Genomic DNA, 14,284 nt, shown 5'->3' on the forward strand with positions numbered 1-14,284 from the left:
AAACCTACTTTTTAGATTGTGAGAACAACGAAATACATACTTTGTCTTATTGTTTTTACCGCCCTCTGCGGGAATGGTGTAGGAATGGCAGCCGATAAACATTTGTCTCGCTATGTCAATCCGTTCATCGGAGCAAGTACCAGTATGGAATTGGCCGGAAGTTATCATGGATTGGGAAAGACTTTTCCGGGAGCAACCACCCCTTTTGGGGTGGTTCAGGTAAGTCCACAGACGATAACTGGAGGCGACCACGCACCGGGTTATAGCGACGAACATCGAACGATAGAGGGGTTTGCCTTTACGCAAATGAGCGGAGTGGGTTGGTATGGTGACTTGGGCAATTTGCTGACCATGCCTACTACTGGTAGGTTCCAGGTCATTGCCGGTCGCGAAGACGGCTCCATACAGGGGTATCGCTCTGCTTACGATAAAGCGACGGAAAAGGCTTCGGCTGGATACTACAGCGTGGCTTTGACCGACTATAATATTAAAGTGGAAACTACAGCCGCTCCGCATTGCGGTATGCTTCGGTTCACTTATCCTGAACATAATCAGTCGCGCATACAGATAGATTTGGCGCGGCGTGTGGGTGGTACTTCTGTGGCTCAATATGTACTGGTAAAAGATGAACACACCATCTGCGGATGGATGAAGTGTACACCCGAAGGAGGTGGTTGGGGTAATGGCTGGGGACAAGCTAACTACACCGTTTACTTTTATGTCGTGTTCAGCAAACCGCTGCGGGACTACGGTTTTTGGAGTGCTGACATCCCCGATGGATGGAGCCGCAGAAACGGCGATGTGGTGAGCGTGCCTTATCTGACACAAGTGTCGAAAGCTGTCGTTACCAAAGGCGGGCGTGAGATGGAAGGCAAGCACATCGGCTTCTTTACGGAGTTTATTACACAGGCAGGCGAGGAAGTGACGATGAAGGTAGGTATTTCGTTTGTTGATATGGACGGTGCGGAACGCAATTACCGCAGTGAAATAGCTCAAAAGGACTTTAATCAAGTGCGCAAAGAAGCTGTGGCAAGTTGGGACCGTCAGCTTTCGCGAATGGAAGTGAAAGGGGGAAGTGAAGATGAAAAGACAATATTCTATACGTCCCTCTATCATACCATGATTGATCCTCGTATTATAGCTGATGTAGATGGACGTTATACGGGAGGAGATGGAAAGATACATCGCAGTAAAAGCTTTGCCAAACGTACAATATTCAGCGGTTGGGATGTATTCCGTAGCCAATTCCCTCTTCAGACTATTATCAACCCGCGCATGGTGAACGATGAAATCAACTCGTTGGTGTCATTGGCCGAAGAGAGTGGACATGAATATTACGACCGTTGGGAGTTTCTGAATGCTTATAGCGGTTGTATGATTGGCAATCCGGCGATATCTGTATTGACGGATGCCTATCTGAAAGGTATCTGTCAATACGATGTGGAAAAGGCCTACCGTTATGCCTGCAACACCGCCGAACGTTTCGGCAATGGTGAGCGAGGATACTCGGTGATGAGCGTGTCGAAAACGCTGGAGTATGCTTACTTTGACTGGTGTCTTTCGCAGTTGGCAAAGGCTTTGGGATATGAGGCAGATGCGGCATTTTACGAAAAACGGGGGCAGAATTATCGCAATACGTTCAATCCGGAAGTGGGATGGTTTTACCCGCGTCAGGAAGACGGTGCATACGCCCCTTGGCGTGACGATGCGCGCACAGCCTACAGTTTCGGCTGCGAAGAGTCTAACTTGTATCAGCAGGGCTGGTTTGTTCCGCATGACGTTGATGGCATGGTGCAGCTCATGGGCGGCAAGGAGAAGGCATTGGCAGAGCTGACTGCGTTTTTCGACAAGACTCCCGAGAGTATTCGCTGGAATGATTACTATAATCATGCCAACGAACCGGTGCATCTCGTACCTTTCCTGTTCAACCGCTTAAATGTTCCTTGGTTGACGCAGAAATGGACACGTCACATCTGTGAGAATGCCTACCGCAACTCGGTAGAAGGAATGGTGGGCAATGAGGATGTGGGACAGATGTCGGCGTGGTATGTATTGGCAGCAACAGGCATACATCCCTCTTGTCCGGCGACAACGCGCTACGAAATCACTAGTCCCGTGTTCGACGAAGTGCGTATCCGGCTCGATAGTACTTACTTCAAAGGAAAAGAGTTTGTTGTCCGGACCCGCAACAATTCGAAGACGAACTGCTACATACAGCGTGCCCGTTTGAACGGTAAGGAGTATAATAAATGTTACATTGATTTTAAAGATATTGTAGCGGGCGGAACGCTCGAACTGATAATGGGAGATACGCCCGGATTTTTTTTAAATAGCTAAATAACCGATAACAAATTATTAATGTATAACTACAAAAAACAATGAGAGTCATGAAAAAACTTTTCGTACTTATCTATTTGTGTATGGTTGCAGCACTGCATACCAATGCTCAAACCAAATCACTACACCAATTACAACAGGAGTTTGTAGATCTTCGTTGTGGTATGTTCATTCACTTTAACATGCCTACTTTCTTCAATGAAGATTGGCCGGATCCGGATGCTTCTCCTGAGCTTTTCAACCCTAAAAAAATGGATTGCAAACAATGGGCAAAAGCTGCAAAATCAGCTAATATGACTTATGGCTGTTTGACCACTAAGCACCATAGTGGTTTCTGTATCTGGGATACAAAAACTACTGATTACAGTGTAATGAGCAGTCCTTTCAAACGCGATGTAGTGAAAGAATATGCAGATGCGTTCCGTGCCGAAGGGCTTGGAGTGATGCTTTACTATTCTATTCTTGACACGCATGCTCGTTTGCGTCCAAAATGTATCACGCCGAAGCATATTGAGATGATTAAAGAGCAGCTTCGCGAGCTTTTGACAAACTACGGTGAAATCAAAGCAGTGATTATTGATGGTTGGGATGCTCCTTGGTCACGCATCTCTTACGATGATGTTCCTTTTGAAGATATTTATCGTTTGATTAAGTCTATTCAACCTAATTGTCTGGTGATGGACTTGAATGCTGCAAAATATCCTACTGAAGCTCTGTTCTATACTGATATCAAGTCATATGAACAAGGAGCCGGACAGCATATCTCAAAAGATACAAACCGCTTGCCTGCATTGTCTTGTTTGCCGTTGCAACAGAATTGGTTCTGGAAAGAAAGCTTCCCGACAACTCCGGTGAAATCTCCTGCACAAATGGTAAATGATAATATTATTCCGATGGGAAAAGCTTATTGTAACTTTATCCTGAACGTGGCTCCCAACAGAGATGGGTTAATAGATGCTAATGCTCTGAAAGCATTGAAGGAGATTGGAAAACTCTGGAAGAATGATGGACATATTGCCGATGTTCCTCAAGCGGATAGTCCCATTATTTCTTCCAATATAGCTAAATATCAACCGGCAGAAGGTACATGGAGTAATGATTATGCTATCATGGATTTTGCTAATGATGATGATTTTGGTTCTTGCTGGAATTGTAATCAAGCTGTAGATGCTCCTTGGTATTCGGTTACGTTTGAGCGTGAGAAGCCTTTCAATATGATTGTTATTACTGATCGTAATAATGACCGTTTGCAGGAATATAGTCTTGAATATCGTACGGGTAATACTTGGAAAACACTGTTTGAAGGTAAGGCTCCTACTTCTCAACGTGTGAAAATTCACCGTTTTGACACTGTATGGGGAGATGCGGTCCGTATGAAAGTGCAGAAATCGAATGGGACTACTTCAATTGCCGAATTTGGTGTATATTGCGAACGAAAGTAATTTCGTTACATCAGATATTGTTTGAAGTTTAAATTGAATAGAGGGTTTCTTCTGTCTCTGATGCATGATTGTTGCGGCCTGACAGCTCCGGGAATCATGTATCAGACAGGGGAAATAATAGTGAAAGATTTATTAATGTATAATCAGTAAGCATATTTATTTATGGCTATATTACGATTACCATCTCTTCTTATTGCATTATTCTCTGTTTGTGCGATGTATGCTTCTCCATATAATATAGCACCGCAAAGCCGGGTAAGTGCATCTTCTGTACTTGATGAATTTCACAAAGCGGAAAATGTGACCGATCAACTGATTCGTATCGCAGGAAAGGGGGAATGGGCTTCTAAAAGTACAGAAACTTTCTGGGGGGCAATAGACTATCCTTGGATTCAATTGGATTGGGAACAAGAGGTATGTATTGATAAGGTGGTATTGTATGATCGAGCGGATGAGAAAACACATACAGCAAGCGGCATTCTTCACTTCAGTGATGGTAGTCGTATTAATGTTTGGGAAATCGCTAATGACGGCAGGCCTAAAGTTGTAACATTTCCGGCACGGAAAACTCGTTGGCTTCGTTTTGAAGTGACCGATGGAGACGGAGAACATCTTGGTTTGTCTGAAATAGAAGTTTATCCGGCTCCTGAAGATTATAAGGACTATGTTTCTTGGGTGGATCCTTACATTGAATCGGCTCGCGGACGGTATTTTTTCTTTATCACAGGTAACCAACCCTTTGGCATGATCGGGGCTGCACCTTTAACACGTAATAAAAATCAATATGGTGGGGGATATAATTATAATTCCACAGAAGTATTGGGATTTCCGCAAGTGCATTGTTGGATGTTGTCGGGACTTACTCTCATGCCAACAACCGGACAGGTTGACCCGACATTGGGAGAGCAGCATTGGAAATCGCCGTTTAGCCATGAAGGGGAGATCGTTCAGCCGGGATATCATCGTCTTTATCTGGAAAAATATGATACATGGGTAGAACAAACAGCAACAGATTATGCTAGCTTTTACAGGCTGACATATACTAAGGATTGTGAAGCGGAAATCTTACTTAATTTAGGTGGATATGTAGGGACATCTACTATGGTCAATGCACAGGTAAAACGTAGCGGCCCAAATGAAATCAGCGGTTCTTTTGATACGATGGGGCGGTTATGGGGAGGTCCTGATGTGGTCAGGATATTTTTTGTTGCTGAATTTGACCGACCATTTAATGTGTTGGACGGATGGGCCGGAGCTGATTATAAGCATGATGTGTATGAAATACAAGGTACTACCGACAGCAAACCGCAAGCTGCAGGGTGGTCTTATTATGATGCGTCTACATCAGGTGTTTCTGCCAAATATAAAATGGAGGCAGGAGATAGGTTGCAGATTAAAATGGCTATTTCTTATGTCAGTGTAAATAATGCGAAAGAGAATCTGAAGCAAAGCTGTAATCATTGGAATTTCGATCGTATATGTCGGGAATCACAGACGGAATGGAATGAATGGTTAGGTAGGATAGATGTAAAAGGAGGAACTGATGTACAGAAAAGGAAGTTTTATACAGATTTGTGGCATACGCTTTTAGGGCGTCACAAAATAGATGACTTTAACGGCGAATATCCGGATTATACACAAGGTGTGCGTCAGGGAGCACATACTTTACAGGCACGAATGATTGTGAAGCAGCTCCGGAAAGATAAGAACGGACAATCGGTACATCATATGTATAATTCTGACGCTTTTTGGTTGACTCAATGGAATCTGAATACACTTTGGGGGATCGCTTATCCATCTGTATTGGATGATTTTGCAGCTTCCCTGATCGAATATGATTTGAATGGCGATTTGTTGCCTCGCGGTCCTTGTGCCGGCGGATATTCTTACATTATGAGCGGATGTCCTGCCACATCGCTTATCACAAGTGCATATCAGAGGAATATTATTCATAAATGGTCGCCTAAAGCCGGTTATAAAGCGATGAAAAAGAATCATGCTAAAGGTGGTATGTTAGCGTTGGACATGAATAAAGAATTGGACTTTTATGTTCAATATGGTTATTGTCCGGACAATGCGGGGCTGACTATACAATGGGCATTCGAAGATTGGGCTTTGAGCGAAATGGCTGCTCGTATGGGAATGAAGAAAGATTATACTTATTATCGTAAACGTTCATCAGGATGGCCGGCTTCTTTTAACAATGAAAAAAAATTAATCTTGCCGCGGCGCAAAGACGGCAGTTGGTTACATACTGACTTGACGAGCGGTGTCGGATATATAGAAGCTAATGCATGGCAGGCCACTTTCGGCCTTTCGCATGACATTCCTCGACTGGCAGAGTTGATGGGAGGGAATGACAGCTTATGTTCTTTACTGAATGATGCTTTTGAGCAATCGGCCCCTATGGATTTTGTATATGGCTATGGAAGTGGAACCGTCAGTTATGCCAACCAGCCGGGATGTTCTAATGCCCATGTTTTTTCCCATGCCGGAAAGCCGTGGATGACGCAATATTGGGTGCGTAGGGTGAAGGAACAAGCTTACGGAGCTGTTACTCCGGATAAGGGTTATGGTGGTCACGATGAAGATCAGGGACAGATGGGAGGCATAGGAGTATTGATGGCAGTGGGATTATTCAGTCTTGACGGAGGTTCCCGGCAAAATCCGATGTATGATATTACTAGTCCTGTTTTTGACGAAGTGACTATACAACTGGATACTGCATATTACAAGGGGAGAACTTTCAAAATCAAGACATACAATAATTCTTCAAAGAATTGTTATATACAGCGTGCTCGGTTGAATGGTAAAGAATATAATTCTTATCAACTTCCTCATATGGTGTTGGAACAAGGTGGTGTACTTGAATTGTGGTTGGGGGATACACCCAATATGCAATGGGGGATATTGTAGTGAAATATTGATGGAATTTGTTTAATTGGGTGTATTAGTTTGTATGGAAATGCGTCTATTTGATAAAATAGATTGCATTTTCCGTATAAAAACGTATCTTTGTGTGAAGTGAATTAAAGACATCGATTATTAGTGGCAATTTTTTTTCGCGCAGCGAAACAAAACATATAAGCGATTGCCTAATATTTAATAGATGATATTAATGATTAACACAATGAAAATACGCTTGATTTTGTCTTTTGTTCTATTGATTTATTCATTGGTCTGTCAAGCAGATGGCGGTAAAGATACCTATATCTTCCGGAAAGTAGATTATCAGCAAGGGTTATCTAATAGTGCTGTACTTTGTCTTTTTCAAGACAATAGAGGGTTAATGTGGTTTGGCACATATGATGGTGTGAATTGCTATGACGGCAGAAATATGGAAGTTTTTCGTTCTGATTTTTCAGCCCAAAAATCTTTGAGTAACAATGTGATTCATTCTATTCAACAGGCGGATAATAATTGTTTGTGGATTTCTACCCATTTGGGAATAAATCGTCTTTCACTGGATTCGCGGCAAGTGGTCGGCTATTATGACTTTACAGATGATTATTATCTACATTCCAATTCTAAAGGAAACACATGGGTGGTGAGTCGTGATGGAATTTTCTACTATAATACATCTTATAAACGATTTGTAAAGATTAATAATCTGAAAGTCTCTGTTGAAGATATGGATAAACGGGCATTCGTAACGGATGATGGTGTCTTGTGGATTTTTATCCAGCATACAGGGGAATTGTTACAGGTTTCGCAGGATGCTTTTGATTGTGATACATTATCAATTTATTCAACTGTTTCATCTACCGATTTTCATGCGAACCCCATTATGGATGTCTTTTATCAGAATGGTGTTCTTTGTTTTATCGATAGTGAACATGATCTCTATGTTTATGATATTTCCCGACAATCTAAAATTTATATTCGTAACCTTTCTTCATTAGTGCAAAAGTATGGTACAATTGCAGGAATAGCTCTTTTCTATGAAGATATTATCATTGGTTTTAGGACGAATGGATTAGTCCGTCTTCGTACATCTCAGAAATATAAAGAAGAAGTGGTCGACCGGAATGTACGTATATACAGTATTTATCGAGATCCTCATCAGAATGTTCTATGGGTTGCTTCGGACGGGCAGGGAACGATTATGTATGCTAAGAAATACTCCATTGCCACCAATTTGATGCTTAATCAACTTTCGTCTAACTTGAGCAGGCAGGTACGTTCTGTTATGACAGACAATCGTGGCGGGCTATGGTTCGGGACGAAAGGCGACGGACTATTGCATATACCGGACTATCGTGAGAGTGAAGAGGCTTCCGCCGTTACAGTCTATTCTCCTGAAGGCAAGCAAAATGTGATGTCTTATATGCGGTGGAATAAAGAATTTCCCGTTTATAAATTGGTCCAAAGCCGTTATATGGATGGCTTTTGGATAGGCTCTGGTGATCCGGGACTTTTCTACTATTCTTTTGCTGATCAAGCTTTGCATTGTGTGGAAAACTTGCCGGCACAACCTACCGAAATTCATGGTATTGATGAGGAAAATGATAGTGTACTTTATGTGGTGACAGCCGGTTCCGGTTTTCATAAATTAATACTTGAGAAGCAGGCAGGTACCATTCGTCTCAAATCCCAGAAAAGCTATCATTTCTTTCATGGTCAGCGAGAAATTACAATGTTCTATCCAATGCTGGCCGAGGGAGATTCTATTTTGTGGCTTGGTAGCCGGGAGAAAGGACTTATACGGTTTGATAAGCGGACTGAAGAATATAAGGTGATTTCTTTGAAAGAAATGCTTCATAAGTCGGTAGACGATGTGCTTAGCTTGTATCGGACCAAAGAAGGGGTGTTGTATGTGGGGACAACATCGGGATTGGTATGTCTGAATTCTAATAGGGGCCAGATGAAAGCTACCTATATCGGGCGGGAACAAGGATTGCTCAATGATATGATTCATGGTGTACTCGAAGATGAAAACGGACTCTTGTGGCTTGGTACGAACAGGGGATTGATTAAATATAATCCGATAAACGGCTCATCACATGCCTACTTCTACAGTGCAGGTGTCCAGATCGGCGAGTTCAGTGATGACGCTTATTATATGTGTCCTTATACACGGGAACTTTTCTTCGGTGGGATTGACGGGTTGCTTTATCTGGATAAGGAGATGCAGGCTGCTCCGGAATTCTACCCGGATATTTTATTGCGTAAGTTGACGATTGGACATACGCAGGTGGTTCAGGAAAATTATTATACGGATGATGGTAAGGCGTTGCAGTTTAAAGGAGCGGAGGTTTCGTTTACGCTTTCTTTTATTGTGCCGGATTTTTTATCAGGAGAAGATATAGAATATTCTTACCAGTTGGAAGGATACGACAAAGACTGGACATCTTTCAGTAGTATTAATGAAGCCTCATATACGGGAGTGCCGGCAGGCGATTATCTCTTTAAGGTGCGTTATAAGAGAGATGTGTTTGATACAGAGTATCGTCATTTTTCTATTCCGGTGCATATTCTCTCTCCTTGGTATCGTTCAGCGCCGGCTTATTTTATTTATTTTATCATTTTCCTGTTATTGTTAGGGTACGTGATATATTTGCTTCGTAAAAACTACCTTCAGGAACGGATGATGAAAACACTGATGGGGACAGAACGTTGTCGGAAATCCGAAACTGCCTATACCGATCGTAGGGTACTTGAAGATTTTACCCTTATTTATAATTATTGCGACCAGTTGCGTGCAGAGAATCTTTCTTATGAGCAATCTCTTGAAAAGGTGTCATTGATACGTGAAACGGTGATGACCGCACTTCTTAATCCTGACACTCTGCATTTGGAAGAACTTAAACAATTCTTTCCGGATCGGTTTATTGTTTCTGCACGTATGAGTATACAAGGAGTTTCCCAAGAAGTATTGCGTACGTTGGAAGAACAAGGGATTGATCATTCTTCTATCACATCAGCGATCCCGGAACATATAACGTTTCCGGTTTACAAGAACGCATTGTATAGTATTCTTTATTGCTGCTACCTTCGTATTGCCGAAATGAAAGGTACATATGGGGTAATAGTAGACATGTCAGAACAAGATGGTAAGATGCAGTTGCATTTTTCTTCTAAAGACGTTACAGTGAAAGCGTTGTATGAATATCTTTCTGATAAAGCCTCTTCTGTAGCGGAGAAAGATGCCGATTATGTGTTTGGCGTACATTTACTATTAGGTTTTGTACGGTCAGCCTTGGAACGGATTCATGCCGTTCTTCGTTATGATCATGATGAGAGTGGCAGTAGGTTGACGATTGTTTTTGAACCGGCGCTCTTACCAGTGACTGGTGAACAAGGGAAGAAAACAGTGCTTTTGCTGGAAGACAGGGACGAAATGACTTGGTTAATCAGTAATTTTCTGGCTGATGAATATGTGGTTCATCAGGTGAAGAGTGTGCAGCTTGCTTTTGAGGAAATTCGTCGGTCGGCTCCGGCTCTATTACTGGTGGATATGACAATGTATGCAAATGCTGAAAGTACTTTTATGGAGTATGTTAGTCGGAATCGTACCTTGCTTTCAAGGACAGCTTTTATTCCGTTATTAACCTGGAAAGTCAGTTCAGCCATTCAACGGGAGCTGATCTTGTGGTCTGATTCTTATGTTGTACTTCCTTATGATATATTATTCTTGCGGGAAGTTGTTCATAATGCTATTTATGGTAAACGGGAAGCGAAACAGATATATATGGAGGAACTGGGGGATTTGGCAGGCCAGATTGTCTGTACAACTACCGAACAGGCTGATTTTATTCGCAAGTTGTTAAAGGTGATTGAAGAAAACCTGGACAAGGAAGAATTAGGATCAACGTTGATAGCTGATCGTATGGCGATGAGTTCACGTCAGTTCTATCGTAAATTCAAGGAAATTTCCAATACAGCTCCCGGTGATTTAATAAAAAGTTACCGTATGGAAAAGGCAGCCCGTCTGTTACTTGATGAAGAACTTTCCATTCAAGATGTTATTATGGAAGTCGGTATTTCCAGTCGTTCTTATTTTTATAAAGAATTTACCCGTCGGTTCGGGATGACACCGAAAGATTATCGGGAACAGCGAAATGTACGCTGATTGTGCAGGCTAAATTCTTTTGTATAGGTGACTGATTGGGAAACACTGTCGTTTATTTGTTTGTCACTACCTTGTACTCTAAATCCTTTTTGTGGATTATATCTGATTGATTATCAGTGTATTGGTTTGTGCTCTAATCTGCCATTCTGTGCTTTAGGTATGTCTCTCTATTTTGCCGTTTTTTTGGCAAGGTAGAGCATTTGACTTTTATTTAAATAACCTTTATTTGCAGTGATCTTTTTAAAAGGAATTAACCTTATTACTAATCAAATTTAAGGAATTATGAATGGAAAACTAAAGTATCTTACCTTATTTGTAATGGGTATGATGTTGAGTTTGGGCATTAATGCTCAATCTGTAAAATCAATTTCCGGTACGGTAACCGATGATCAGGGAGAGGCGGTTATCAGTGGTACTGTAAAAGTTAAAAACGGTAGTACTGGAACAATCACTGACGTTAACGGTAAATACACCCTCTCTGTTCCTTCCAATGCTACCTTGGTATTTTCGTACATTGGTTATATTACACAAGAATTTAAAGTCTCGGAACTAAAGAGCAATGTTTTGAACGTAGTTCTGCAGTCGGATACGAAAGCGTTGGACGAAGTGGTCGTTGTTGGTTATGGTACGATGCGCAAATCCGACTTGACAGGTTCCATTTCCACAGCTAAAGGTAAAGACATGCTGAAAGCACAGTCTTTCAATGCGCTTGACGGATTGAAAGGTAAAGTGGCCGGTGTGAATATCTTCTCTAATACCGGTCAGCCGGGTGGAGAGTCACGTGTCATTATTCGTGGTATTTCTACCATTAACGCATCAGCATCACCGCTGTATGTAGTCGATGGAGTGGTAATGTCAAACTTCGAGTTACTTAATCCGAATGATATCGAATCTATCGAAGTGTTGAAAGATGCTTCCTCTGCCGCTATCTACGGTGCCCGTGGTGCTAATGGTGTTATCATGGTGACCACCAAGCGCGGTAGTGCGGGAAAAGGAGTCCATGTTTCCTATGATGGTTCATTGTCTATCGGTAAGATGGCCAAAAAAATAGATGTAATGGATGCTAACGAATGGATGTCTGCCTTTAAGCAGGGATTGGAAAATGCCAATGATTTCCAAGGTAAGAACTTCACAACCGATCTGTCTCAGATATTCACTGACGAACGTTTGTTCAATGCCGACGGTTCTCCGAAATATAATACCGACTGGCAGGATGAAGCATCCCGTACGGCAATTTCTCACAACCACCAGATCAGTATCCAACGTACGGGAGAAGGATCTTCTATCGGAGCATTTATCAATTATACCGATCAACAGGGTATTTTGCTGAACTCTTACTTCAAACGTATCAACGCAAAACTGGCATATGATGACAAACCGACAGATTGGTTGTCTACTTCCGTTAATTTGCTGGTGAACCATACTTGGGGTAACAGAACTTCTGATAACCCCTACGGACAAGGTGCATTGCGTACAATGATCGAACAGTTACCTTTCTTGCCAGTTAAGCTGGATGGCGAATATACGCAGACAAATATAATTAATACAAGTTCTATTCTCAACAATCAGACTGATCCTAATAGTGGAAAACAAGGTTTCAGCCCGGAAGGTGTAGGTAATCCTGTTGAGTTGCTCGAACGAATGCAGGCTATGCAATATCGTACGCAGATCTTTGGTAATGCGGCTTTGACTTTCCATCTCATGAAAGGATTAGATCTGAAAACCCAGTTCGGTATCGATTACCACAATAATCGCGACGCTAACTATACGCCGTTCACTCCGCGTCCGATGATTAATCAGAGTACTGAAGGATCAGCTTCTGCAAGTAATTCCAATTCACTGTATTGGCAGGAAGAAACTTACCTGACTTATGTGAAAGATTTTAATAAACATCATCTTAATGCAATGGCAGGTATGTCTTGGCAGGAATATCGCTATACCTCTTTCAATGCTTCCGACAGTAAGTATATCGATGACTTCTACGGATATTATAATTTAGGTTCCGGTACGAACCGTCCTTCTGTTGGCAGTGATTACGACAAGTGGGCGATGAACTCTTATTTCTTGCGTCTGGCATATTCTTATGACAACAAGTATATGGCTACCGTAACCGGTCGTTATGACGGTTCTTCCAAATTCGGACAGAACAATAAATATGCATTTTTCCCATCAGTCGGTTTGGGATGGATGATTTCTAATGAAGACTTCTTGAAAGATAACTCATTGATCAGCAAACTGAAGTTGCATACTTCTTACGGTCTGACAGGTAATTCGGAAATCGGTACTTATAAATCATTGGCTACAGTGAGCCAGTCGAATACAATCATTGGTGATGCTCTGCACGTTGTGTCTTACTTGGACAATATGCCTAATCCGGACTTGAAATGGGAAAAGACCGGACAGTGGGACTTAGGATTTGAACTGGGGTTATTCAATAACAGACTGAATTTCGATATTTCCTATTATTATAAGTATACATCAGATTTGTTACTCGACCGTCCGGTTCCCGAATCAACAGGTTACTCTTCTATCATGGATAATATTGGAGCCGTTTCCAACCGCGGTGTGGATATTCTCGTTACAGCATATCCTATCCAAACACATGATTTCCAATGGACTTCCACTCTTAATCTGGGCTTCAACAAGAACCGTGTAGAGAAGTTGGATGAAAGTGCTTCTGTTGATCCTGTCACCGGTAAGCGTCAGATTACAACCGATGGTTTTGTTGGTTACGATATGTTGATTCGTGAAGGTGAAGAGCTTTCTTCTTTCTATGGTTATAAGCGTGCTGGTATCTATGATGGAATCCCGTCTAACTGGGACCCGGAGACAATGAACATACCTTCCACTATCGGTGAAAAGGTGACTTATAAGAAACGTGAAATTATCGGTAACGGTTTACCTGACTGGATGGGCTCATTTATCAATACCTTCAATTATAAAGGATTCGATTTGACGTTAGATTTCCAGTTTACATGGGGAGTAGATGTGATGCAAGAATATTATCACTCTACTGTAGCCCGTTTCCTTACCAATGGTATAGACCGTCTTTATAAAGAAGCATGGCATCCTACTCTCAATCCGTCGGGTAAAGAACAGGCAATCCGCCTGAACAACTTTGGTCAGGGAGCTAATAACCAAGCAGATGATGATTGGGTTTGCAACGGTTCTTATTTGCGTTGTAACATGATTCAGCTCGGATACACTTTCAATCCGACACTGGTTAAGAAGATCGGTCTTTCTTCGTTGCGCTTGTATGCGAATGTGAATAACGCATTCCTGATTACTTCTAAAGACTATAACGGATATGATCCGGATAACTCATCTCGTTTAGGTGACAACAAATGGGGTGCTAACCGCCAGTTCTTTACCTATCCGCGTCCGAGAACATTTACGTTCGGTCTTAATGTAGCATTTTAATTCACCGTTATAA

At 42.0% G+C, this 14,284-nt stretch carries 5 protein-coding genes; all 5 read left to right on the forward strand.

Translation table 11 applies throughout. The annotated features are described in order from the left end of the window. Positions 1-18 precede the first annotated feature (18 nt). The 5 genes from AB3G73_RS21645 (at position 19) to AB3G73_RS21665 (ending at position 14,271) form a co-directional block, all read left to right on the forward strand. Entirely contained in the window at positions 19-2,337 is a 2,319-nt protein-coding gene (locus tag AB3G73_RS21645; RefSeq protein ID WP_298045010.1) for a GH92 family glycosyl hydrolase, read from the forward strand. A 50-nt stretch (positions 2,338-2,387) separates the two neighbouring features. After that, on the forward strand, positions 2,388-3,779 hold the full coding sequence (locus tag AB3G73_RS21650) for an alpha-L-fucosidase (RefSeq protein WP_195648595.1): 1,392 nt from the start codon (positions 2,388-2,390) through the stop codon (positions 3,777-3,779). A 162-nt stretch (positions 3,780-3,941) separates the two neighbouring features. After that, entirely contained in the window at positions 3,942-6,695 is a 2,754-nt protein-coding gene (locus AB3G73_RS21655; protein WP_148366491.1) for a GH92 family glycosyl hydrolase, read from the forward strand. Positions 6,696-6,897: 202 nt separating this feature from the next. Beyond that, positions 6,898-10,851 (forward strand): helix-turn-helix domain-containing protein, encoded by a 3,954-nt coding sequence (locus tag AB3G73_RS21660; protein ID WP_259011352.1) that lies wholly within the window; start codon positions 6,898-6,900, stop codon positions 10,849-10,851. A gap of 282 nt (positions 10,852-11,133) precedes the next feature. Beyond that, positions 11,134-14,271 carry a TonB-dependent receptor gene (locus AB3G73_RS21665; RefSeq protein ID WP_148366489.1) on the forward strand — a complete coding sequence of 1,046 codons (3,138 nt, stop codon included), beginning with the start codon at positions 11,134-11,136 and terminating at the stop codon, positions 14,269-14,271. The last annotated feature ends 13 nt before the right edge of the window (positions 14,272-14,284 follow it).

Source organism: Bacteroides sp. L008, from assembly GCF_040812255.1.
Taxonomy (GTDB): domain Bacteria; phylum Bacteroidota; class Bacteroidia; order Bacteroidales; family Bacteroidaceae; genus Bacteroides; species Bacteroides vicugnae.